The organism is Brevibacillus panacihumi, from assembly GCF_003710985.1.
In the GTDB taxonomy this organism is placed as follows: Bacteria; Bacillota; Bacilli; order Brevibacillales; family Brevibacillaceae; genus Brevibacillus; species Brevibacillus panacihumi.
Window position 1 is genome coordinate 67,884 of the sequence record NZ_RHHT01000025.1, and the last position, 24,316, is coordinate 92,199.

A 24,316-nucleotide genomic window follows, 5' to 3' on the forward strand; every position below is an offset into this window, starting at 1 on the left:
AAGACGCGATCAGGAACCCAGATTTTTCAAAGGAGCTGATTTTCAATGAGCGCGAACGAAGCGTTGCTTACATTGGAAGGTTGGTATACGTATCATAATTTTCGCACCATCAATTGGGAGAAGTGGAAGGCAGCGTCCGAACAAGAGCGCAAAGCCGCGTTGGACGAGCTGCAAGGCTTGATGAGCACATGGGAGGCAAACGAGGAGCAGAAGGAAGGAAGCACGGCTGTCTACTCCATTCTGGGCCACAAGGCTGACCTCGTGTTCATGTTCCTGCGCCCGACCCTGCAAGAGCTGGATGCGATCAAAACGGCGTTCAATAAAACGCGTTTTGCCGCTTATACGGAAGCGCCGTATTCCTATGTATCTGTCGTAGAGCTGAGCAACTACGTCAACAATCCGGGAGAAGATCCAAAGGCCAACCCGCATGTGCGTGAGCGTCTCTATCCGATCCTGCCGAAATGGGAGCATATCTGCTTCTATCCGATGAACAAAAAACGGGATCTGCAAGACAACTGGTACATGCTGACCATGCAGGAGCGTCAGGAAATGATGCGCTCCCACGGTTTGATCGGCCGCAAATACGCCGGAAGAGTTAAGCAGATCATCGGCGGCTCTGTTGGTTTTGACGATTGGGAGTGGGGCGTTACCCTGTTCTCCAACGATCCGTTGGAATTCAAACATATCGTTTACGAAATGCGTTTTGACGAAGTGAGCGCGCGCTTCGGCGAGTTTGGCAACTTCCTGGTGGGGAATGTGCTGAACCAAGAGTCTCTGGCAACCTTGCTGGACGTATAAGAGAAAACAAGCTGATACTAACGAAGAAAAGTCTGCCTGCGGAAAGGTCCGTATGGCAGATTTTTTATTACAGGCGCTAGTCCTGCCGAAAGGAGCGCAGTGCATGTGGAACAGCGATATACGTCCTGGAAGCCTCCATCTCGCAAGATCACGATTGTCTCGATGAGTGTGGCATTTGTTCTCTTCGGACTACCAGACGCGATGACGGTCTTCCTGGCAGCAGAGCAAAGAGCCGTTTTGAGAGCACAAGAGAACATCCTTCGCCATATCAAACCGATCGTCCAGCTTCCTCTAGGATAGTAGCTCTCTTTTGAAAATTTGAAATCACATTCACATAAGTGGTAAGATGGGTGTAATTCCCAAAATTGGAGAGGAGTGATCGTTCCGTGAGTATGCGGAAAAAATCGTGGAGGCTGACAGCCGGCCTGGCAACCGCCATGCTGCTGGTACCTGCGATACCGACAGCCGGCGTGCCCGGAGTTGCCTTGCCTGCAGCATTTGCTGCCGAGAACCAAGGAAAAGAGCTGTCCAAGGAAGAGGCAATCCGCAGCGTCCAGAACTATATTTCAATACCTGCTGATTTCAAGCTGGAGCGGGCCACCTATCAAGGGCCTGAACGCAATCCCTTCCTCGCGAACGCTGCCTGGAGCCTGTCTTGGACCGGGAAAAATGACGCGGGCATCTATGTAACACTCGATGCGGCGACAGGGAAATTGCTGCAATATTCACGCTATGGAAATGAAACCGCCTCTGCGGACCAAAAGGTAAGCGAAGAGGCGGCACTGGAGGCAGCCACGAAATTCCTCGAGAAAACCGTAAGCGCCGACGAGCGGGCAAAGCTGTCGGAGGCGAATGAATATAATATGGCATCCCGTTTGTATTCCAGTACATTTGGCCATCATCCCTTTGCCTTTACTCGCATTGAAAACGGAATCCCTTTTATTGGAAATGGCTTTCATCTCGTTGTGGATGCAAAGGGGGAGGTGGAGCAATTCTCCCGGACTTGGTATGAAGGCTCCTTGCCTGCTGCCAAACCGGCTCTGACCCTCGATGAGGCGCAGGAAAAAATCGCAGAGGCCTTGCCTTCGCTGGTCTACACAAGGGCATCAACGATTACGGGCAACTTTAATAGTGACACCAACTATCTTCTCCTCTACAAATACCAGATTGGCGATCCCCAATTCGTCGATGCGATGAGTGGCGAATTGCTCAATTACACAGGCAAGCCGACAAAGAAAGCAAAGCTACAGCCTTTGGGGAATACCATTTCCAAAGCAAGCACGGGCAAGCTGATCACCAAAGAGGAGGCGCAGGTCATCGCCGATCAGGTGGTGAAAAAATTGCCCGGCAGCTATCGCTCGAATGGAAATCGCGGAAGCGGGGCGACCAGCGGTCCGGATGGTGTGGAAAGACGGCGTTGGGGTTTTGAATATACGCCTGTGCAGGGCCAAGGAAAAGACCAGGAGTCATTCCGGATTTACATCGGTGATCGCGGCGAACTGGTAGAGTATCGAAAAGACGATTACCAGCCCATCAGAAGAGGCGGAGCAGGCAGCAGCGATCAGACCGTCTCTTGGGAGAAAGCCGAGCAGAACGCCATCCAGCTTGTCAAAGCTCTGTTCGCTGAGCGATTGGGGGAGATTGCTTACAATCCGGAGCAGCGGTCCGAAATGAACATCAAGCAACGCTTGGAACAAGATGGAGCGTATACGCTGTCGTTTGGCTGGCTGAAGGACGGCGTGCCGGTGGAAGACTCCTATTTCCGAGTGGAGGTATCGGCCACGACCGGGGAAGTGGAGAATATCCGGACAGATGCTTATGAGCTGGAAGGAATACAACCCGCAAAAGCAAAGATCGATCAGGAAGCAGCCAAAAAATTGGAAGAGGAAAACCAAACGCTGACTCTGACCTACTTCCTGCCTGACCCCTACTATGCTAGCCAGGAGGAGCAGAGCTCGCAGCCATTTCTTGTATACCGCATGGTGGGAGATGCAGGGGTCGTCGATGCGCTGTCAGGCAAGTGGATCAGCTTTGAGGAGGTAAGCAAAGCCCAAGGACCGCAGGATGTGGGCGATCATCCGCAAAAAGAGGCGTTGGAGCTGGCTGTGCGCTACGGCTGGCTGACCGTGACAGACGGCAAGCTGGAACCGGACAAGCCTTTGACGCGCGGGGAAGCGGCGCAAATTATGGCCCGGGCCATGGATCGCATGGAGTTTCACCGCAGAAGCTACTACAGTTTTAGTGAGGAGCAGGTCAAGCCTTACAGCTTTGATGACATAGACAGCAAGCACCCGCTGTATGGCGTAATCCAGAAAAGCCTCCAGGAAGGCTTGATTGCCAAAGAAGGAAGACGCTTTGAGCCCGACAAGCCGATCACTCGTGTCCAACTGGCGGATATGGCTGCCCGTTTGCTGGGGTATGGAGATATTTTGAACAAGCCGGAGATTTTTGTTCCCGCATACCCTGATCTGCAAAAAAGTCAGGTTCCTGCAGTGACGTTGCTGAGCGCGGAGGGCATTGAATTCGTCGGTGCCACTGCCGGCAAATTCGCTCCGGAAGCATCTGTCACCCGGGCTGAAATTGCCCAATTGCTCAAAGACATGCTGGAGCTGCAACAACGCAAACAGAAGAATTAACAAACTCTTCGCTTTGGTTCCCCTCCGGTTTTTGGTACAGTGATAACAGAATTCATCTTTGGAGGGGAACGAACTGAGCTTTTTTTCTTTTCGCATAGGAAATCGTACTATCAAGACAGCGATTGGGACAGCCATCTCGATTTTTATCGCGCAACAGCTTGGGCTGATGTACTATGCGGCTGCGGGGATCATCACCATCCTGTGCATTCAAGTCACGGTGAAGAAATCCGTCCGTACAGCGATCAACCGGATTCTCGCCACCCTGCTGGGGATCGGGATCGGCTTCGCTGGATTTTGGATCTTTGGCTTTACCCCGTTGGCGCTGATGTTCACCATTCTTGTTTTCATGCCGCTGGCTGTGCGCATGCGTATTCAGGAAGGCTTTGTCACCTGCATGGTCGTGATGATGCATCTGTACGCGGAGGAGCGGATGGATCTGGCCTTGATCGCCAATGAGTTTGCTCTTTTGGTAATCGGGGTCGGAGTTGCGCTGGTGGTCAATCTCTACATGCCGAGCCTGGAAAAAGAACTGAAGGCGATGCAGGAGAAGGTGGAGCGCAACTTCAGCAAAATCCTCAAGGAATTCAGCTTCTATCTGCGGAATGGGGAAAGCGACTGGGACGGACACGAGCTGATTGAGACGCCCAGCCTGCTGGCACAGGCGATCAAACTGGCTTCGCGCGATGTAGAAAACCGCCTGGGACGCGGAGACGATACGTACACCTCGTACTTCGTTATGCGCGAAAAGCAGTTCGAGCTGTTGGAACGCATGATGCCGATCGTCTCGACTTTAAACTCGCAAGTTCCGCAAGGCTTGCAGATGGCTGATTTTCTGGACAAGCTGAGCGATTCCATACACCCTGGCAACACGGCCTACCGCTTTTTGGACCAATTGCGGCTGATGCGCGAGGAGATCAAGGAAACGCCGCTGCCCAAATCGCGCGAAGAATTTGAGACGCGCGCATCCCTGTTTTATCTCTTGCGGGAGATGGAGAATTACTTGTATATCAAGCACGAGCTGGGCAAGAACAGAGACGGGCATCGTACCAGCAAAAAACCGGAAGCGATGGCAAAAAACAGTGCAGACTGAGACGTTGATGATAACGCTCAGTCTTTTTTATTCACAGCGTACAGTCAAAAAAGTAATAGTTATAAATAGTTTGACTATTCTGGTAGCAGTAGGTATAATCTGGATAACTTTGTTAGTAAGTTTAACTAACAGTATGGTGGTGAAAGAACAGGCGTGCGAGTTCCTAGGAAGACCGGAAACAGCAAACTGGTGAAAAAGCTAAACAAAGAAGAGGTCCTGCAACAGGTGATCCAACACGGTCAAATATCCCGCGCCGACATTTCCAAACAGACGCAGCTCAGCCGTCCATGTGTCTCTGCCCTGGTAGACGAGATGATTCAGGAGGGACTTTTGCAGGAGGTAGGGATGGGCGACTCTAGAGGCGGACGAAAGCCGATACTGCTCGAGTACAACTACCAGGCGTACGCGATTGCAGGGGCGATTTTTGAAGGCTCTACGCTGGATATGACCATCGCCAACCTAAAGGGCGAGTTCATGGCGCGATGTCGCAAGCGGCTAGCGCAGCCTGCCAACGGGGAGCGAGTCATCGAGGACCTTGTGGCCGGTCTGACGCGATTATTGGCCGACAGCGGCATGTCACACGAGCAATTGCTTGGGATGGGCGTAGGGTTGCAAGGCGTCACCCAGCGGGGCCAGGGCACCGTCAGCTTTTCACCGAGTACGGGCTGGATGGATTCGCCGATCCAGGAAGCCTTGGAAGCGCGATTGGGCGTTCCGGTGATCATTGACAACGACGTGAATCTGATGACGCTCGGCGAGTATGTGCGCGGGGTAGGAGTCGGACATACGCATGTTGTCTACATGTACGTTGGTACCGGGATTGGCGCAGGAGTCATTTTAGACGGTCAATTCTATCGCGGCAGCAGAGAAGCAGCGGGGGAGATCGGCTTCATGATGATCGGTCCCGAGCAGAATCGCCGTAATGGTGCCTCTGGGGTATTTGAGACCCATTATTCCGTACCCGGTATCATGCAACAGGCCGAGGGAGTCCTCTCTGACCTTCAGGAAGGGTCGAGTGTCATAGAAGAGCTCATCCTACACGCCAGGGCAGGCAGCGTCAAAGCGCAAACCTTGCTTGACGACGTATACCGGCACTGGGCGTATGGAATGGCCAACATCGTCAGCATCTTGAATCCGGAGCTCTTAATCCTGAGTGGAGAGATGGTCCATATTGACGACGAAGGGGTGAAGAAGATTCAAGAATGGCTGACCGAGTGGGTGCCCAAGGTGCCTTGTCTGAAAAAGGCGACACTCGGGGAGCAAGCGGGCTTGATCGGTGCCGTGCATTCCGTTTTGGAAGCATTTCCATCGACAAGATTGCTGGATAAAGCGTGAAAAGCTGAAGGGGGAGTAAGCGTTGAGCAAAGCAAAAGGAAAGATGAAAAAATGGATGCAGGGTCTGTTCGCCAGTTCCCTGGCACTTGCCGTAGCGGCGTGCTCGGGCGGCGGACAGGAACAAAAGCCTGCCGAGAACAACACAGGCTCACAAGGCGGCGGACAGACTGCCGCGCAACCAAGTGAACAGCCAGCACCGTCCAACGAGCCGGAAAGACTGGTTATCTACACAGGGCGGGACAAAAACATTTTCGAGGTAGTCCTGCCGCAATTTAACGAAAAGTATCCGAATATCGAGGTCGAAACGCTGGAAATGGGTGCCCAGCAAATCCTGGAGCGCGTCCGTGCCGAGAAAGCGAACCCGCAGGCGGACTTCTGGTGGGGCGGCACACAGTCTGCTCTGAGCACGGCTGCCAATGAAGGGCTTCTGGAACCCTACAAGCCTACGTTTGCGGACCAGATTCCAGATCTGTACAAAGACAAGGAGTACCGCTGGATTGGTGAAATGCTTTTGCCAGAAGTCATCATGTACAACAAGGATGCTCTGAAAAAAGAAGAAGCGCCGCAGGATTGGGATGAACTGCTTGATCCGAAATACAAAGACAAGATCGTCATCCGCAATGTCCTTCCATCTGGAACCATGCGTACGATTTACTCCGCGATGATCTACCGTCAGGGACCTGACACGCCGGAGAAAGGCTATGAGTGGCTGCTCAAGCTGGATGCCAACACCAAAGAATACACGCAAGACCCGACGAATCTGTACCTCAAGCTTGACCGCCAGGAAGGCGTCATCTCCCTGTGGAACCTGCAGGACGTCCTCCTCCAGGGCCTGAAAAACAACCATCCATACGACTTTATTTATCCGAAGAGCGGTGCTCCTATCCTCGTCGATGGTATCGCCATCGTCAAAAACGCACCAAACACCGAGGCTGCGAAAAAATTCATGGAATTTTTGATGAGTCCTGAGATCGCTTCCCAGCTGGCGAAAGAACGCTTCCAATTCCCAGCGCGCAGCGACATCAGCAAGGATCAGCTTCCGGAATTTATGCAAACGCTGGAGCTCAAGCCATTGGACATCGACTGGGATGTTATGGCGGAGAAGGAAAAAGAGTGGATGCAGTACTGGGATGAGAACATCAAGGGCAAAGGCAAGAAGTAAGAAGAAAAAAGACGAGCAGCAGGCGGGAAGGAACATTCCTTTCCGTCTCGTCGCTTGTCTGGCTATCCATGACTTGCACGAAGGAGGAGACAGGATCGGATGAGCAGCGTAACACTGGATCATGTACATAAACGATTTGGCACTGCAAAAGGGGTCGAGGATGTCCACATTCACATCGAATCAGGCGAATTTTTCACGTTCCTTGGTCCGAGTGGCTGCGGAAAAACGACAACACTGCGGATGATCGCAGGGTTTTATTACCCGACAGAAGGCAGCATCCGCTTCGGCAGTCAGGAAGTGACGGCTGTGCCGCCACATAAGCGAAATACCGGGATGGTGTTTCAGAACTATGCGCTGTTTCCGCATATGACCGTTTTTGAAAACATCGCGTTTGGTTTGCAAGTGCGCAGGATCGCCAAGGGTGAAGCCAAGGAACGCGTCGAGCGGATCATGGATCTGGTTCGGTTGACTGGTTATGGAGAGCGCCGGATCGATCAGCTCTCAGGCGGCCAGCAGCAACGGGTTGCTTTAGCCAGGGCGCTGGTCATCGAGCCGCAGATTCTGCTGTTGGATGAGCCGCTGTCCAATTTGGATGCCAAGCTGCGGGAAGAGACCCGCTTTGAGATCAAGCGCCTGCAGTTGGAGCTGGGCATCACGACGATATACGTTACGCATGACCAGTCCGAAGCGATGTCCATGTCAGACCGGATCATGGTCATGCAGGGCGGAGAGGTGCAGCAGGTAGGCACGCCGCATGAAATCTACCACTTCCCTGTCAATCGCTTTGTTGCGTCCTTCATCGGGGAGACCAATCTATGGAACGGTACCATTGTCGGCGTGGAAGGGGACGAAGTAAAGGTCCGTACGGCATCCGGCCAGGTTTTGACCGGATTGCGCCAAAATGCCTCGCCCAAAGCCCGGATCACGGCAGGGGAGAGCGTCCTGATGTCCATTCGTCCGGAGTCCATCCAGGAGAGTCTGGTGACAGAAGGGGAGAATGTCGTGACGGGATCGGTCGAGATGGCGGAGTTTACCGGCGCATGCGTCAACTATGTCACGCGTGTCGGTGAAGAGTCTCTTCGCAGCATGTCGATCAATCTCGGGAGACCCATCAAACAGCGGGGAGCGACGATCCGTCTGCAGATCCCCAAAGAAAGCATTTACTTTACAGAGTAGGGAGGAGAAGCGATGAGCACGCAGATACAGCCGGCATCCGCCCCAGCGAGACGAAGGTCGATCACCGCTTCACCCTATTTCGTCTATGTTCTGGTTTCGCCGCTCTTTATCATTTTACTTGCCTATGTCATCTACCCGCTGTACGAGACCTTTCTTGCCAGCGTCAACGTAGATGAAGAGATTACCTGGAAGAACTATATCCGCTTTTTCAGTCTGGAGCACACGGCCAATCTGGAGGCTCTGTGGACCAGCATCTACATATCGGTTTTAAGCGTCATCACCTGCGGAATCGTCGGTGTGACCATGGCGTTTTTGCTGGAGCGCTACGAATTTCCCGGACGCAAGATTCTCTCCGTCCTGGCCTTGGTTCCGATGGCTTTGCCGCCTTTGATCGGGGTCTTGTCCTTTACGTTCCTCTACGGGGAGAGCGGGATTTTCCCGAGGGCGATCAAGGAGCTGTTCGGGCTGGCGCAGGTGCCGTTTTCGCTCAAAGGGTTTTGGGGCGTCGTGGTCGTCCATACTTTTACCATGTATACCTACTTTTTCATGACGGCGACCGCAGCGATCAAGGGACTGGACCCTTCGCTGGAAGAGGCTGCCGCCAATCTCGGAGCGAATCGCTTTACAGTCTGGCGCCGCGTCATCTTGCCGATGCTGACTCCGGCGATGGTCGCCTCGTCCTTGCTCGTCTTCATGATCTCGATGGCGTCCTACACCGCGCCGCTCATCTTCGGCATCGACCGGACCATGACCATGCAGATCTACCTGTCCCGGACCAACGGGGACCTGGATATGGCTGCGGCGCAATCGACGATTCTCTCTGTCGTCTCCGTTGCGTTCCTGCTGCTGATGCGCTGGTATCAGGGAGCACGCAACTACCAGAATCTGAGCAAGGGAGTCAGCGTGCACCGGACCGAGATCAAAAGCAAGACGGGCCGCACGGTCACCATGATCCTTTCCTTTATCGCAACAATCATTCTGATGCTGCCGATCCTCGTCCTCATCCTCATCTCCTTCTCCGTCGATGGGACCTGGACGGTGCAGATATTGCCGCCGCAGTACACGCTGGAGCATTACATCGATTTGTTTACAGACAGCAAGACCTGGCGTCCGATCGCCAACAGCTTGCAGCTGTCCGCCGTCGCTTCGATCGGGATCGTGCTGTTTGGGGTAGCCGCCGCCTATGCGATGGTGCGCCTCAACTTCAAGGGCAAGACCTTGATGGATGTGCTGATCATGCTGCCATGGGCATTGCCCGGCACTGTCGTGGCTGTCAACCTGATTGCGGCCTTCAGCGAACCGACCGTATTCAGCTTCAATCAAGTGCTGATCGGGACGTTCTGGATCATACCGTTGGCCTACTTCGTCCGCCATCTGCCGCTGGTATTCCGCTCTACGTCGGCTACCTTGATGCAGATGGACCCATCCGTGGAGGAAGCGGCACGCAATCTCGGGGCCTCCTGGTGGTACAGCTTCCGCCGCGTGGTTTTCCCGATGGCATGGGGCGGAATTCTCGCTGGTACGCTGCTCGCTTTTGTCCAGTGTATCGGTGAGTTCGTCGCTTCCATCCTGATCTTTACACCGCGGACGATTCCGTTGTCCGTAGCTGTCTATCAACGCATGTACAATTTTGAATTCGGCACTGCCTGCGCTTATGGCGTACTGCAAATTGTCGTCATCATTCTGGTCTTGTTCCTCTCGCGTAAACTGGCCGGAGACAAGGCAAGTGCGGCTATGTAAGCATGATGGCTTCATCCCCCCTTTACTTCGGTCAATCCTCGGCGGCAGCCAAGAAATGCAACATACGTGCCGTGATTGAGATACATCCAATCTGAAAAGGGAATGGAGGAGAGTTCATGAGGAATGGGAAATTTGCCAAGCTGTGTTCGCTTGCGACTGCGGCGGCGCTCGCCGGGAGTCTGGTATGGCCGGCAGCACCGCAGACCGCGCATGCCGATCGCGGGGTCATGGATTTGTGGAAGGCGATCAAACCGCTGACCACCATCGCCAGTGCCATGAACACGGGAGCCCACCCTGACGACGAGCATAGCGCCATGCTGGCGTATTTGTCTCTGGGTCAGGGGGTAGACACGTACAGTGTCATCGCTAACCGCGGCGAAGGGGGACAAAACGAGATCGGCAGCGAGCTGGACAACGCCTTGGGCATCATCCGCACGCGGGAGCTGCAAGAGGCTTCCAAGGTCACGAATGTCCATCTGGAAATGCTGAGCCAAAAGATCAATGACCCGATTTACGACTTCGGCTTCTCCAAAAGCCCGGATGAAACCCTGGAAAAATGGGGAGAGCAGGAAGCGTATGAAAGGCTGATCCGAACGATCCGCACCTTGCGTCCTGATGTCGTCATTCCCGCATTCCTGAATGAACCTTCTACACACGGCCATCATCGCGCCATCAATGTCATAACAGTCAAAGCTTTTGCCGACGCCGCCAATCCCGATGTTTTCCCGCAGCATGCACGCGAGGGGATAGCTCCCTGGCAGGTGAAAAAGCTATATGTGCCAGCCAAGGAGGACGCGTATTCCGTCCGGATTCCGGTCGGGGACTATGACGAGCTGTACGGCGCGTCCTACCTGCAATTGGGCGAAGAGTCCCGCTTTATGCACAAGAGCCAGGGCATGGGACGCCACTACGACGAGGGGGAGCGCTACAGCTACTACAAGCTGGAAGCAGCCGCGGCAGCACCCGTTGGCACGGGACAGGAATCCGGCTTTTTTGACGGAATCGCCTTCACGTTTGAGGACCTGGCACGGGAAGTGACCACACAGCCAGGCTCGGGGCCGATCATTGCCGGCTTGAAAAAGCTGCAGAAGGACGCTGACAACGTGATTGCCGCCTATCCGCGTTTTGCGGACGTGGCTGTCGCTGTGCACGCTATGAAAAAAGATCTGCAGCAGACAAAAACAGACGTCCAAAATTCCAAACTGACCGATGCAGTGAAGCAGGACCTGCTGCACCGGCTTCAGGTCAAGGAAGGACAGTTGAACAAAGCAAGTGCAGAAGCGCTGTCGCTCGTCATCAAAGTAAGGCCGGAGACGAATGAACTGGTGGCAGGGCAGAAGACGAACATGAGTGTCACCGTCTACAATGGCGGACAGTCGTCCGTAAGCGAGGTTGGCGTCAAGCTAAATCTGCCAAAAGGCTGGCAGGCAAAAGCAAAAGGCGAAACGAGCTTCAAGACGGTGGGCTACAATCAGACGGTCACAGCGACCTATGAGGTGACTGTTCCGGCCAATGCCGAACTCTTCCAGCCGTATGCTGCCAGCCTGGTCAGCGCGGACGTAACGTACAGCTTTGCCGATTCTGCTGCGACCAGTCGGGTAGCTCCTGCGGATCCCGTAGCGGTCCTTCCTCCCTATGCCATGGAGCTTAGTCCGGGAGCTACGGTCCTGAATACGTTGAAACCAAAGGAATCAATTCCGGTCAAGGTCACCGTGCGCAATTATACGCCGGGTGCTGCGAAGACAAACATCTCCTTGCAGGTGCCTGTTGGCTGGAGCGTTGTGCCGAATGCAGCGTCGCTTGATTTTACAGCCAAGGGTGAGACACAGTCTGTAGCCTTTACGGTGACAGCGGCCGCATCGGTCAAGCCGGACACCTACACCGTCACGGCTGTTGCCAGAGGAAATGGCAAAGAGAGCCGTCACGGGGCGCAGGTCATCCGCTACCCGCATATTGGCACCACCTATTTCGTCAAGCCGGCAGAGTTGAAGATCCAGGCTTTTGATCTGCAAGTGCCGGAGGGCCTGAAGGTCGGCTACGTCTCCAGCGGTTTTGACAACATCGATCAGTATCTGCGGCAATTCGGCGTCGACGTAACCAATCTGTCTGCCAAGGACATCGAATCCGGCGACTTGAGCCAGTACGATACGATCGTCCTGGGGATTCGCGCTTACGGCTTCCGTCCGGAGCTGTTGGCAAGCAATGACCGCCTGCTCAAATACGTGGAAAACGGCGGCAATCTCGTCGTTCAATACCACAAGCCGGAAGACAAGTGGAAGCCGGAGCTTGCCCCTTATCCGATCAAGATCGGCACCCCGTTGATCCAATGGCGGGTGACGGACGAGAATTCTCCGGTGACCATGCTGGCGCCTGAACATCCTATTTTCAATATCCCGAACAAGATTACGGCAGAAGACTGGAATCATTGGGTCCAGGATCGCTCGGCCTACAATCCGGCTGAGTGGGGCAAGGACTACACGGAGCTGATCAGCAACGGCGATCCGGGAGAGAAGGAGTTTACCGGAACCTTCCTGACAGCCAACTATGGAAAAGGAACCTATACCTACAGCTCGCTGGTCTGGTACCGCGAGATTCCCGCCCTGGTGCCGGGGGCGATCCGGATGTTTGTCAATATGGTAAGTCTGCACCAATAATATACCAACGATAGAATCCTGCTGGAACGGTACAGCAAAGCGAGTTCGGGAGTGGGAGGCGATCGAGCCGGATTGCCTTCCCCCGGCTTGCAGGCTGTCGATATGCAGGAGAGGAGATGCGAGAACATGGACTACAAAGCGCTCATTTTTGGGAAAGAGGGAACAGGCTTCCCGGGAAAAACCTACGTGGAAGCGGTGCTGGAGCCAGCCTTTAACGAAGCGAAAAACCATTTGCTTGACCCGATGATGGCGATCAACAAGGCGCATTTGATCATGCTTCGGGAACAAGAGCTGATCACGGACGATGAAGCGAAAAAAATCGCTCGGGCGCTGAATGGACTGGATCTGGAGGAATTGCGCCGCAGTGCGTATACGGGGCAGTTTGAGGATTTGTTCTTTCAGGTAGAGAGCCGCCTTTTGGAGTTGGCCCCGGATGTGGCGGGTAACCTGCATCTGGCGAGAAGCCGCAATGACATGGGCATTACCATCTATCGCATGGTGCTGCGGGAGAAGCTCTTGGTAACCCTGACCTCGGCCCTCTATCTGAAAGAACATCTGCTTTTGTTCGCGGAAGAGCATGCCGAGACGATCATGATCGGCTATACCCACACACAGCAAGCCCAGCCGACGACATTGGCCCATTACATCCTGGCTGCGACTGATCTTTTGGGCCGTGACATCCAGCGGTTGAGGCATGCGTACCGGACATGCAACCGCAATCCGATGGGGGCTGCCGCTCTGACGACATCCGGTTTTTCCATCAGCCGGGATCGAATGACTGAATTGCTGGGATTCGATGAATTGGTAGAAAATTCCTATGATGCAGTCTGCGGAGCCGATTATCTGGGGGAAGCGGCGACAGCCGTACAGCTTGCTGCCATCAATATGGGCCGCGTCGTGCAGGACATGCTGCAGTGGTGTACACAGGAGTTCGGCGTGCTGAAGGTGGCGCCGCCCTATGTACAGATCAGTTCCATCATGCCGCAGAAGCGCAATCCGGTCTCGTTCGAGCATATGCGATCGCTGTTGTCCAGCAGTGCCGGCAATGCGACGACCGTATTGACGATGATGCACAATACGCCGTTTGGCGACATCGTCGATACCGAGGATGACATGCAGCCATACGCTTGGCGCAGCATGTCCGTCCTGGAGCAGATGTACAGGCTGATGGCCTGCGTGGTCGGGACGATGGAGGTAAACAAGGACGGGCTTTTGGAGCGGGCTTACGGCAGCTTTGCTACTGTGACCGAATTGGCGGACACGCTGGTGCGCACAGATCGCCTTTCGTTCCGCAACTCCCATCACATTGTCAGCCGTGTGGTCAAGGAGGCCTCGCAGGCGGGGCTGGCCGCGAATCAAATCAGCCTCGAGCTGGTAAATCGGGCGGCGAAAGACCTCCTGGGCAAAGAATTGCTGATCACCGAAGAAGAACTGCGGCAAGCACTCGATCCTGTCCATTTTGTACGCATACGCAGCTTGCCGGGAGGCCCCAATCCAGATGAGAGCAGACGGGGAATTGCCGCGCGCAGGTCGAGCTTGCAGGAAGAGGCTGCTTGGCTGAATCAGTCGAGACAAAAGATCGCGGATGCCATGCAGCTGTTGGATCAGATCTCAGCCGAATGGAGCGTGGGGGGATGAGAGCGGTACGGATTCCTCTTCTCGCCGTCGATGGCGGGGGTACCAAATGCCTGGCTGTCCTGCTGGACGAATCCAGACGGGAGCTGGGGAGTGGCAGAGCCGGATCCTGCAATTATCAGGGGATCGGCGTGGAGGCGGCATCGCGGGAGTTGACAGCGGCGATACATCAGGCACTGTCCCAAGTACAGGCAGCCGAAGCTGATTCGTCGACCGAATGGGAAGTGGAATGTGCCGTGATGGGAATCGCCGGTCTGGACACGGAGTACGATCGCCAGGTGATTACGGGCATCGTCCGCGAGGTATTGGCCAGCCTGTCCATTCGTGTCCGACATCTGCTCGTTGAAAATGACGGATTTGCCGCCTTGCTGGGAGCGACCGGGGGCAAACCGGGTGTGCTCGTGATTGCGGGTACAGGCTCTATCGCCTATGGCGTAAACGAAGCGCAGGAGTCAGCGCGTGCAGGAGGCTGGGGTCATCGCGTCGGGGACGAAGGAAGCGGCTACTGGATCGGCAAACAGGCGATCACGGCAGTGCTGAAGGCGGCAGATGGCAGAGGGCAGCAAACCGTTCTTAAAGATATGCTGCTTCCCCACGTCGGATTGCGGCAGGTGGATGAGTTGTTCAATTGGACGTACGGTCCGCATTATTCGATCGAAAAGGTCGGAGAGCTGTCGCCGCTCGTCAGTCAGGCAGCGGATTCCGGAGATGAGGTGGCCACCGCTATTCTCCAGCGGGCCGCAGAGGAGCTGTACCTGGCTGCCAGGGCGGTGATCGAGCAGCTCGGGATGCGTGACCAATCCTTTCAGATGATTCTGCAGGGCGGTGTTCTGCAAAATGACGCGCGTGTGCGCAACAGCGTCATGGAACAGGTGAGCCGCTATGCGCCGGGCGTCGTCTATGAGAGCGCCCAGAACGATCCGATTTACGGTGTGATTGCCAAGGGATGGGCATACCTGGATCGCCGATCATGACAGGTGTGAGGTGCTAATGATGTCTGCTTTAAAAAAAGTAATGATGGTGTTTCCACATCCTGACGATGAATCCTTTGCTTGCGGCGGAACGATCGCGTTATGCGGGGATCGCGGGCAGGAAACCTGCCTGGTCTGCATCACATCAGGATGCAAGGGGCGTTCGGGGGCATATGATATTACCTGCCGCCAGAAGCTGGCGCATCATCGCGAGCAGGAGTTGGCCGCTGCGGCAAAGGTGCTGGGGATTGCCAGGCTGGAGCTGCTGCGCTATCCGGATGGCACACTGGCGGAAGTAGATGGGGAAGAGCTGACGCAGAAGATCTTGGAGACAATCCTCGACTGGAAGCCTGGCGTCGTCATTACTTTTCCCCCAGACGGTGTGACGGGCCACCCCGATCATATCGCCACCTGCCATGCGGTGACGCTGGCGGTGGAGCGGGCCGAGCAGGCTTTGGGCGCAGACGAACTGCCCGATCTCTACTACGTCTCCATTCCCCATTATTACGATCATTGTCCGGATAAAGGGCCGAAGCCTGCTGTCCCGATCACGGGGAAGGTTGACATCACGCGTTTTCGCCACCAAAAAGGGGAAGCGTTGCGCGCTCATCTCAGTCAGGAATATTCCGTCAACCGGGCCTACCCTGGCGTCATTGATGGCGATGATAGCGTCATTGGCTGCTACGAGTACTACACGCTTGTCCGAAGTGCAGGGAAGCCTGTCGTCCCCGTAAGGCCAGCCAGCATTCCAGTGATTGACTTTTAGGGAGGTCTGAGGGATGAACCTGTTTGATCGCCTTTTCTCTTCTTATAAATGTCTGGTTTACACGGCGCTGGGGAACGAAGCCTACCTGCGCGTGGCGTATCGCCTTGATGCTGCGGGGGTATCGTTCCGCACTCGCACACACAGCGACTGGGGCAGGCACAACCGAGAATTCTTCCCTCTCGAAGAGCACGTTCAATACGACATTTACGTGAAACGGGAGGATGAGCACAAGGCACAGCAGGCTATTTTCTCCTAGACAGATCGAGTCGCAAGCGAAAAGAACGGCTGCCCAGCTTCGTTATGGGCAGCCATTTTTATGCACGAAAGCAAGTTCTGATCAGTCTTACCAACTCTTCACGTCATTCACCCGATCCCGTGTATCCTGCAGAAGCTGTTCCGCATACACCTGGTCGTATTTCGTGTGAAGGGACGGCGGTCTTTTTTTGGAGCGGCGCGTGTACAGGTCGTAGATCGCGCCGAATAGCAGAATTCCGCCGATGACAAGAGCAAGGAATACCCACAATGGCATCGCGTTCCCTCCTTTTTACTCCTTTCCTCCAGAGTATCAAATATGTAAGGTTTTGTTAATGGGGAGATGGTCGCGCCGCATCTCGCTAAAAATTGGTGAAAGATGGTATAATGGATCAACTTTTCCGTTATTGTGAATTACATCTACGATTCTGACCATTTTGGGGGAGAGACCTGCGTGAGAGGAAAAAAAAAGAAGATTTATGAGTGGAAATGGCTGCGCATCGCGATGATGGCGCTGCTTGTGGCTGTCCCGCTACAGGCATGGACCAATCCCGTATTCGCCAATCAAGGAGAGAGTGTACAGCAAGAATCGGCTTGGAGGCCTATATTTCCGCCATCCGTTACGGTTGTGGAGGATTTCGCGACAACCCATGCATACTCCCATTTTTCAGAAGTAAAAACCGCCTGGACGCTTTACCGGCAATCGGCGAAGATCGGGTCGCTTTCGATAACGACATCCACACTTCCGAGCGGAACATTCTATTACTTTCTCCGCTACGAATCTCTGTCCAAAGGTGAGCCGGTCGTCGTGACCTTGCCTTTTGCACTGGAGGCATTTTCCTATCGGACGATTGCCTACCCTGATCCAAAATCGCCGAATTACCTGACGTCAACATGGTCTGAACCAAAAGAAGCGCAATTACATACGACGTTGCCCAAGGAACCCGTTTTTGCCGACGATTCTACCCGCTCCTTGATCCTTGGGTATGTAGACGTCTACGAAAAGCAGCCGAATGAAGTCCGCAAAGAGCGCTATGACCTCGCCAAAGGGATCCATCTGACGCCGACGGGGATAGAGCTTTCCCTGTCACCGGTGCCCGGAACGATCTCCGAGACCTGGGGTTTTGTGGGGACGAAGCCGTTGATTTCGTGGTCTACACCACAAATGGTCGACCTGCGAATGGGGGATTTTTATCGAGTCCGAAAGTGGACAAGGGAAGGATTGCTCCTGCCGACGCCTTCTACGTATTCACCCAGCTCCCAAACAAGCTTTTGGCTGAATCCCTATAACGCAGTCGGGGAAAAGTTTTTGCGGACCTCGGGAAGTACATTTTTCGAGGACTTTGCGCTCATATCGCTCTATGCACCCTTGTCATGGCAAAACAGCCACGGGTACTGGTTTACTTCTCCCAAATCAATGTGGCTGTCGAAGGAATACGGCATCGATCGGTATTTTTTTGATACGCGGTTCAATACCGATACCGCGATGTTTTTGTTGAATGGCTACAAAAAGTACCAGGATCCGTTGCTGTTGGCGAGTGTAGAGAGATACGCCCAGTATTTCAGCAAGCACGCCATGACCAAGCATTTCGCAACGAAAAACGGAGGGTATCTGGTAGAGGACTACGCGCATGAGGCCAAACCGAAGGCAAAAACACATGTATCCTTGAATCATCAGCTCTCGGAAATGAACTTTCTCTATGAGCTGTACAAAACGACGGCCAATGAAGAGTACCTGGCTTTGGCAGAGAAACTCAGGCAGGGAGTTGTGGATACCGCACCCGCGTGGGAAAACAAAAAAACAGGCGACCTGCACTATGCCTATCTGGTAGATGGAACATACGGACTGACAGACTATCCGCTGCTTACGCTGAAGGATTTGCGATACAGCCAGCGTTTGCTGGAGAGCATTTACGGGGCTCGCGAGCCTCAATTCGATCTGTTGATACAAGTGAAGGAAGCCTATTTGCGGAAGAATGGCATGCCTTTGTACTAACGGCTGCTTTGGGCCATGGCGGAATCCCTCGGGATGCGCGTGGAATGGGACCCGCAGGCAAGCGTGGCAAAAATCGTGAACGCTGCAGCGCAAGAGTACGGGCAGCAGGAGCGAACAAGGGAGTGATGGCAAGATGATGCGCCGTTTTTTTGCGTATTACAAGCCGTATAAGGGATTATTTTTGTTGGATTTCTGCTGTGCGATTATAGCAGGATTGCTGGAATTGGCCTTTCCGATCGCTGTCAGCACGTTTATCGATCAACTGCTGCCGGGACAGGACTGGCCGCTGATCGTACTGGCATGCCTTGGTTTGCTGGCGATCTACGCTTTCAATACCGCCTTGAATTACATTGTCACCTATTGGGGGCATATGCTGGGGGTCAATATCGAGACGGATATGCGGCGAAAGCTGTTCGCTCATATCCAGAAGCTCGATTTTCGCTTTTTTGACAACAACAAGACAGGCCATCTGATCGGCCGGATGACGAATGACCTGAACGACATAGGCGAATTGGCGCACCATGGACCGGAGGATGTATTCATCGCGGTCATGACCTTGATCGGTTCGTTCTCGCTGATGGCATATATCAATCTGGAGCTGGCTTTGCTGACGTTTATCATCGTCCCGGTCATGGGCTGGATGATCATCTATTTTGGGGGCCGGATGACCAAAACCTACAGAAGACTGTTTGACAACATCGGGAACTTCAACGCGCGAATCGAGGACAACGTAGGGGGGATTCGCGTCGTGCAATCCTTTGCCAACGAATCGCATGAGGCCAAGCTGTTCGCGACGGACAACCAGCAGTTCCGCCAAACCAAGCTGATGGCCTACAAGCTGATGGCAAAAAGCGCGTCGGTAAGCTACATGATGATGCGCCTGATCACGGTATTTGTGATGATTTGCGGGGCCTGGTTTTTCATCCAGGACAAGATTGAGATGGGAGAGTTCATGGCCTTTTTGCTGCTGTCCAATATCTTTTTCCGCCCTATCGAAAAAATCAACGCTGTAATCGAGAGCTATCCCAAAGGCATCGCTGGTTTCAAACGCTATCTGGAAATTATCGATACCGAGCCGCAAATTACGGATGCGTCGGACGCAATCGAGGTACCGGCAGTGAAGGGAAATATCGCGTATGAAGGCGTTTCTTTCTCCTATGAGAAAGGAAGGGAGATTCTGCACGGCATCAATCTGAATATTCGTGCAGGGGAAACAGTCGCCTTTGTAGGTCCCTCTGGCGCAGGGAAGACCACGCTGTGCAGCTTGTTGCCGCGCTTTTACGAAGCGAGTGCGGGGCGCATTACCATCGATGGCATCGACATCCGCGATATAAAGCTGAGTTCGCTGCGCAAGCATATCGGCATCGTACAGCAGGATGTGTTTCTGTTTTCCGGTACGATCCGGGAAAATATCGCGTACGGAAATCTGGATGCGACGGATGAGCAGATCTGGGAGGCGGCTAGACGGGCGTCCCTGGAAGAGATTATCCGCAGTCTTCCGGATGGCATGGATACGGTCATCGGCGAGCGCGGAGTGAAGCTGTCCGGCGGTCAGAAGCAGAGATTGTCCATCGCCCGCATGTTTTTGAAAAATCCGCCGATCCTCATCCTGGATGAAGCGACCTCCGCCCTGGATACGGAGACGGAGGCCCAGATTCAGCAATCGCTGGCCGAGCTGTCGGCAGGGCGTACGACGCTTGTCATCGCCCACCGGCTGACGACGATCAAAAACGCTGACCGCATTATCGTCGTCGACAAGGACGGCATCGCCGAAGAGGGCAAGCATCAGGAGCTGATCGCGGCAGGCGGGATCTACAGCCGACTGAATGAAGCGCAGTTCAGCAGCTAGTTCACGTGACTGGTGGCGCGGCTTTCTACCAAGATGTCGCGAAGCGCAGCCTCCAGATCGGTATGGGCAAAGGTAAAACCATGCTCCAAAAATCGTTTGGGCACGCAATATCTTCCTCCCAAAGCCAACCCCGGATCGGTCCGCATGATCAAGTATGCGCCCAGCCAAACCATCGGGGTAGGGGTAGGCGGCGCCCAGCCTTTGTTCAAGACGCGGCGCAGGGTTTGCATAAAGATTTTATTCGTCACGGGAGCAGGACCGGTCGCATTGTAGATGCCTAGTATGCTTTTATCCTCGATGGATGAGACAAACATTTCGTTCAGATCGTCGATATGCAGCCAGCTGATGTACTGATTGCCCGAGCCCACCGTCCCGCCGAGGTGGTAGGAGGCCAGCTTGGCGAGCGGTTCCAGGGCTCCGCCTTTTTTGCCCAAGGCAAATCCGATGCGCAACAGCACTTTGCGGGTATGGGGCAGCTCGCGGGAGAAGAAGGCATGCTCCCATTGCTCGCACACGTCGACCGAGAATCCGGTCCCATGCGGCGCTTGCTCATCGCATTCTTCCCGGGTATCCCCGAAAATAGCTAGTGAGCCTGCCTGGATGAAAGCCTGTGGAGGGTGGGAGCATTGCAGGACCGCATCCGTCAACACGCGGACGGAATCAATGCGGGAGCGGATGATTTCTTGTCTGTTTTTTTTCGTGTAAATGCAGTTGACGCTTTTTCCGGTAAAGTTGACGATTGCCGTGCAGCCGTCTATCTCACGCTTCCATTCGCCGATGCTTGCTCCGTCCCAATGCACGTAACGGACTTGGTTTTTGACCTGTTCCCCTCCTCTGGTCAAAATCACGACATCATAGTCTCTCTGGATGAGTGCAGATGCCAAGGCATTACCCAAGAACCCGGAGCCGCCCGCCAGAACAACCTTTTTTCTCATGATTTCCCCTCTTTTCTGATCTGAGCAAATGTTTGCTACAGGATGGTCTAGGCAAATCGAATCGTGGTTGTCATCATGATTCATTCTACTGGATAATACAGGAAATAATAAGAGGGAACCGGGGGAGTGTTGCACGTGCAGAGTCAGAAAAAACGAGTTTTGCTTCTCGGAGCAAGCGGGTACCTGGGGACCCAACTGATGGCTGTTCTGCGGCAGGACCCGGAATTGGAGACAATCGGGACCTGCTGCACATCTTCTGCGAAAAAGGACTTGGTCCGTCTGGATGTCACAGAACCCGAGCCGTTTCTGAATTTGTTGGAGAAGTTTCGCCCGGATGAAATCATCTGGGTTATGATGAGCGGGCAGAAGGAGCAGCAGCTGATCGGAAGCGGGTTAGGAGCATTGCTCCAATGGATGACAGAAAAAAACAGGTTGCTCTTCGTTTCTACAGACGGGATCTTTGCTCAAGGAACCGGGGGATTTACCGAAGAGGATGAAGGGATGCCATTGCTGCTTCAGCACTTCATGAACTTGTCAAAAGCCCGCACAAAGGAATCCTGCACCTGGGACCGAATCAAAAAGAAAGCTATCATTCGTTTTACAGAAAGATGGCCGTGGTGCATGGGCTGTTGCCTGATTTTATCAAAGAAAATGAAATTTCGGCCGAGGAATCGCGCAGTCGGGGCATTCCGCTGGATACTTCCTTGGATATGTCTCGGGCAGAGGAAATATTGACGACACGCTTTCGGCGTGTGCCGGACCTGGTTTAGGACATCGACAATCATCATAACCTCGTTCAGTTTTTGTTTTTGGAAAGTTCTAAGAAAGGATGATTTGTGCATGAAGAAAATATTCATCATCTCTGTTATTGTCTTTTCTTTCATTGTGGGAAGCTGAAGACGATGTGAAAATGGCCTCGAAATCAGAAGTCCAAATAAAGAGGGTATATGGTGGGGATTTGGCAGAAGGACAAATGATAGACATATATGAACCTGCTTTTTTCCAAGATGACGTTTTTGATACGATGGAAGGGTACAATTTGATGAACGAAGAAGGAGAGTACGTATTATTCCTTCGTGGCACTTCAGATGGTGATGCCTTCGCGATTATCGGCATGTATCAAGGAAAATACGATATCAGCACCAGCAAATTGGCGAGGCAGGCACAGAATGGGGAGAAGTACCAGGATGTAGCGGATCTTGAATACTTCGGTGATAATGTGAAACATTTCAATGAACGAAAGCAAGAGGTATTAAAAAAGTACAAATAGCCGGGAGGAGAATCAATGAAAACAATCGGTATGATCGGCGGCATGAGCTGGGAATCCTCGCAATTGTACTACCAGTTTATCAATCGCGAGGTTAGAGACAGATTGGGCGGGCTTCACTCGGCGAAGTGCATTCTACTTTCCGTCGACTTTGCGGAGATTGAAGTCTTGCAAAAAGAAGGCAGATGGGAAGAAGCAGGAGAGCGGATGGCCCAGGCCGCCCGCAGTCTGGAAGCAGCAGGGGCGGACTTGATCGTGTTATGCACCAATACGATGCATAAGCTGGCTTCGCATATCGAGAATGCTACTTCGTTGCCTTTCTTTCATATCGGCGACGCGACAGCAGTGGCGATCCGAACAAGAGGGCTGCAACGAGTCGGCTTGCTTGCGACGCGCTTTACCATGGAGCAGGATTTTTACGCGGGCAGAATGCGGGATATGCACGGGTTGGATGTACTGGTGCCAAATGAGGAAGACAGACAGGTTGTACACGAGATTATCTACAATGAACTATGCGTCGGGGAAGTGCGGGAAGCATCGAAGCAGCGCTATCTGGAAATTATCGAACGGTTGATCGAAGCAGGAGCGCAGGCGATCATACTCGGCTGTACCGAGATTGGCTTGCTGATTTCACAGGAGGATTGCAGGGTTCCGGTGTTCGATACTGCTTTGCTGCACGCCCGAGCGGCAGTGGAGGCTGCGCTCGAGGAAGGCGATGCGCGATGAAGATTGTCATCGCGCCTGATTCATTCAAAGGCAGTGTGACGGCTCTCCAGGCTGCCCAAGCGATCGAGGCAGGCGTCAAAAAGGCTTTGCCTAGCGCCGAGACGGTCCTGGTGCCGATCGCTGATGGCGGGGAGGGGACGATGGAGGCCTTGGTCGCAGCTACCAACGGACACCTGGTAGAAGTTCAGGTCACAGGCCCGATGCGCACTCCGGTACAAGCGGCTTATGGTGTACTAGGCGGCGGTGCAGCTACCTGTGTGATTGAAATGGCGAGCGCATCGGGGCTGGTGCTGGTCCCGGAGAGCCAAAGGAATCCGCTGCACAGCACAAGCTACGGGACGGGAGAGCTGATCCGGCAGGCATTCGACGATGGCTTTCGACGTTTTATCATCGGGATTGGCGGCAGTGCGACCAACGACGGCGGTGTCGGAATGCTGCAAGCGCTCGGCATGCGGCTGTATGACCGGAATGGTCAACTGGTCGAGCCGGGGATTGCAGGCGGGAAGTTGGGGGAGATCGCGAAATGGGATGCTGACAGCCTTGATCCCCGTATCAGGGAATCCAACTTCGTGATCGCATCCGATGTGCAGAATCCACTTGTCGGCCCAACTGGAGCCTCCCATATTTTCGGACCGCAAAAAGGAGCGACGCCAGAGATGGTAGAGTCGCTGGAGCAAGGCATGTCGCATTGGGCCGGGCTGGTAGCCGACGAGACCGGAATCCGTCTGCACGACTTGGCTGGGGCAGGTGCTGCCGGCGGGATGGGGGGTGCTTTTCGCGCTTTCTTTCCTTGTACGGTAGAACGCGGCATCGACATCGTCATTACGTATACGAAGCTCGCTTCCCATCTTCAGGGGGCAGACCTGCTTTTTACCGGAGAAGGCCGAATTGACGGGCAAACCGCTTCGGGCAAGGCTCCGATGGGCGTCGCACAGGAAGCCAAAAAACAACAAGTCCCCGTCTTCGTCCTCGCCGGGTCTGTAGGAGACGGACTCGACTTTTTGTATGAGTGCGGCGTCACGAGCATCCACAGCATCGGGAATGGACCGCTCAGCGTATCGGAATCGATGGAGCGCGCTGCGGAATTGCTGGAGCAAAAAGCAGAGCAAGTCATGCGAGCTTATCTGGCTGGGCGAAATAGATAGTAAAAGAACAGCGGTTCCCGGTCGAGCTTTACAAGCCCGGGAACCGCTGTTTTTGTTTTTTTAAGTGTCACGAACCAAGGGTAAGCTGGCCGAGGAAAAAGAGGAAAACCAGCGCTGGCATTTGGGATCTTGACCAAGCTGGAACGGAAAAGGCGGAACACACTTTTAGCGGCCAGCGCGCCC

The 24,316-nt window shown here is 54.0% G+C and carries 22 protein-coding genes; 19 read left to right on the forward strand and 3 right to left on the reverse strand.

From position 1 onward, the window contains the following. Positions 1–45 precede the first annotated feature (45 nt). The 13 genes from hemQ (at position 46) to EDM58_RS11565 (ending at position 16,219) form a co-directional block, all read left to right on the forward strand. Positions 46–798, forward strand: a complete 753-nt coding sequence (gene hemQ / locus EDM58_RS11505) for a hydrogen peroxide-dependent heme synthase (protein ID WP_122913472.1) — start codon at positions 46–48, stop codon at positions 796–798. A 105-nt stretch (positions 799–903) separates the two neighbouring features. Beyond that, entirely contained in the window at positions 904–1,098 is a 195-nt protein-coding gene (locus EDM58_RS11510) for a hypothetical protein (protein WP_023557995.1), read from the forward strand. A 92-nt stretch (positions 1,099–1,190) separates the two neighbouring features. Beyond that, complete coding sequence (locus EDM58_RS11515; RefSeq protein ID WP_122913473.1) at positions 1,191–3,434, forward strand: YcdB/YcdC domain-containing protein; 2,244 nt, start codon at positions 1,191–1,193, stop codon at positions 3,432–3,434. A gap of 58 nt (positions 3,435–3,492) precedes the next feature. Then, positions 3,493–4,524, forward strand: a complete 1,032-nt coding sequence (locus tag EDM58_RS11520; RefSeq protein WP_246000683.1) for an aromatic acid exporter family protein — start codon at positions 3,493–3,495, stop codon at positions 4,522–4,524. A 153-nt stretch (positions 4,525–4,677) separates the two neighbouring features. After that, a complete protein-coding gene (locus EDM58_RS11525; protein WP_122913474.1) occupies positions 4,678–5,859 on the forward strand; it encodes an ROK family protein in 1,182 nt (393 codons plus the stop codon). Positions 5,860–5,914: 55 nt separating this feature from the next. Then, on the forward strand, positions 5,915–7,021 hold the full coding sequence (locus EDM58_RS11530) for an extracellular solute-binding protein (protein ID WP_122913494.1): 1,107 nt from the start codon (positions 5,915–5,917) through the stop codon (positions 7,019–7,021). A 99-nt stretch (positions 7,022–7,120) separates the two neighbouring features. Continuing rightward, a complete protein-coding gene (locus EDM58_RS11535; protein ID WP_122913475.1) occupies positions 7,121–8,197 on the forward strand; it encodes an ABC transporter ATP-binding protein in 1,077 nt (358 codons plus the stop codon). A 12-nt stretch (positions 8,198–8,209) separates the two neighbouring features. Then, positions 8,210–9,937, forward strand: a complete 1,728-nt coding sequence (locus EDM58_RS11540; protein ID WP_122913476.1) for an ABC transporter permease — start codon at positions 8,210–8,212, stop codon at positions 9,935–9,937. Between the two features lie 116 nt (positions 9,938–10,053). Beyond that, positions 10,054–12,591: an NEW3 domain-containing protein gene (locus EDM58_RS11545; protein ID WP_122913477.1), complete on the forward strand. Its 2,538-nt coding sequence runs from the start codon at positions 10,054–10,056 to the stop codon at positions 12,589–12,591. Between the two features lie 126 nt (positions 12,592–12,717). Beyond that, the gene (gene argH / locus EDM58_RS11550) at positions 12,718–14,229 is read left to right on the forward strand and encodes an argininosuccinate lyase (RefSeq protein WP_122913478.1); all 1,512 of its coding nucleotides are present in this window, start codon (positions 12,718–12,720) and stop codon (positions 14,227–14,229) included. Then, positions 14,226–15,200 carry an N-acetylglucosamine kinase gene (locus EDM58_RS11555; protein WP_122913479.1) on the forward strand — a complete coding sequence of 325 codons (975 nt, stop codon included), beginning with the start codon at positions 14,226–14,228 and terminating at the stop codon, positions 15,198–15,200. Before argH ends, EDM58_RS11555 begins: the two co-directional genes overlap by 4 nt. A 16-nt stretch (positions 15,201–15,216) precedes the next feature. Further along, the gene (locus tag EDM58_RS11560; protein WP_425455616.1) at positions 15,217–15,963 is read left to right on the forward strand and encodes a PIG-L deacetylase family protein; all 747 of its coding nucleotides are present in this window, start codon (positions 15,217–15,219) and stop codon (positions 15,961–15,963) included. Positions 15,964–15,976: 13 nt separating this feature from the next. Next, positions 15,977–16,219 (forward strand): hypothetical protein, encoded by a 243-nt coding sequence (locus EDM58_RS11565; RefSeq protein WP_122913480.1) that lies wholly within the window; start codon positions 15,977–15,979, stop codon positions 16,217–16,219. Positions 16,220–16,306: 87 nt separating this feature from the next. Here EDM58_RS11565 and EDM58_RS11570 read toward each other — a convergent pair whose 3' ends face one another. Beyond that, positions 16,307–16,492 carry a hypothetical protein gene (locus EDM58_RS11570; protein ID WP_122913481.1) on the reverse strand — a complete coding sequence of 62 codons (186 nt, stop codon included), beginning with the start codon at positions 16,490–16,492 and terminating at the stop codon, positions 16,307–16,309. A 177-nt stretch (positions 16,493–16,669) separates the two neighbouring features. Here EDM58_RS11570 and EDM58_RS11575 point away from each other — a divergent pair, with 177 nt between their 5' ends. Together EDM58_RS11575 and EDM58_RS11580 are read left to right on the forward strand one after the other, a co-directional pair. Beyond that, positions 16,670–18,211: a hypothetical protein gene (locus EDM58_RS11575; protein ID WP_122913482.1), complete on the forward strand. Its 1,542-nt coding sequence runs from the start codon at positions 16,670–16,672 to the stop codon at positions 18,209–18,211. A 133-nt stretch (positions 18,212–18,344) separates the two neighbouring features. Further along, positions 18,345–20,060 (forward strand): ABC transporter ATP-binding protein, encoded by a 1,716-nt coding sequence (locus tag EDM58_RS11580; RefSeq protein ID WP_122913483.1) that lies wholly within the window; start codon positions 18,345–18,347, stop codon positions 20,058–20,060. On the opposite strand, the gene EDM58_RS11585 is transcribed toward EDM58_RS11580, so the two are convergent. Beyond that, a complete protein-coding gene (locus EDM58_RS11585; protein ID WP_122913484.1) occupies positions 20,057–20,995 on the reverse strand; it encodes a TIGR01777 family oxidoreductase in 939 nt (312 codons plus the stop codon). The genes EDM58_RS11580 and EDM58_RS11585 overlap by 4 nt on opposite strands. A gap of 135 nt (positions 20,996–21,130) precedes the next feature. On the opposite strand from EDM58_RS11585, the gene EDM58_RS11590 reads away from it, so the two are divergent. From EDM58_RS11590 to EDM58_RS11605, 4 genes are all read left to right on the forward strand, one after another. Next, positions 21,131–21,730, forward strand: a complete 600-nt coding sequence (locus EDM58_RS11590; protein WP_246000685.1) for an NAD-dependent epimerase/dehydratase family protein — start codon at positions 21,131–21,133, stop codon at positions 21,728–21,730. A gap of 169 nt (positions 21,731–21,899) precedes the next feature. After that, entirely contained in the window at positions 21,900–22,265 is a 366-nt protein-coding gene (locus EDM58_RS11595) for a hypothetical protein (protein ID WP_122913485.1), read from the forward strand. A gap of 15 nt (positions 22,266–22,280) precedes the next feature. Next, positions 22,281–22,988, forward strand: coding sequence for an aspartate/glutamate racemase family protein (locus EDM58_RS11600; protein WP_122913486.1), 708 nt, complete (start codon positions 22,281–22,283; stop codon positions 22,986–22,988). Then, complete coding sequence (locus EDM58_RS11605) at positions 22,985–24,133, forward strand: glycerate kinase (protein WP_122913487.1); 1,149 nt, start codon at positions 22,985–22,987, stop codon at positions 24,131–24,133. Before EDM58_RS11600 ends, EDM58_RS11605 begins: the two co-directional genes overlap by 4 nt. On the opposite strand, the gene EDM58_RS26015 is transcribed toward EDM58_RS11605, so the two are convergent. Next, a partial coding sequence (locus EDM58_RS26015) for a hypothetical protein (RefSeq protein ID WP_221175408.1) occupies positions 24,109–24,316 on the reverse strand: 208 nt, incomplete at its 5' end. The genes EDM58_RS11605 and EDM58_RS26015 overlap by 25 nt on opposite strands.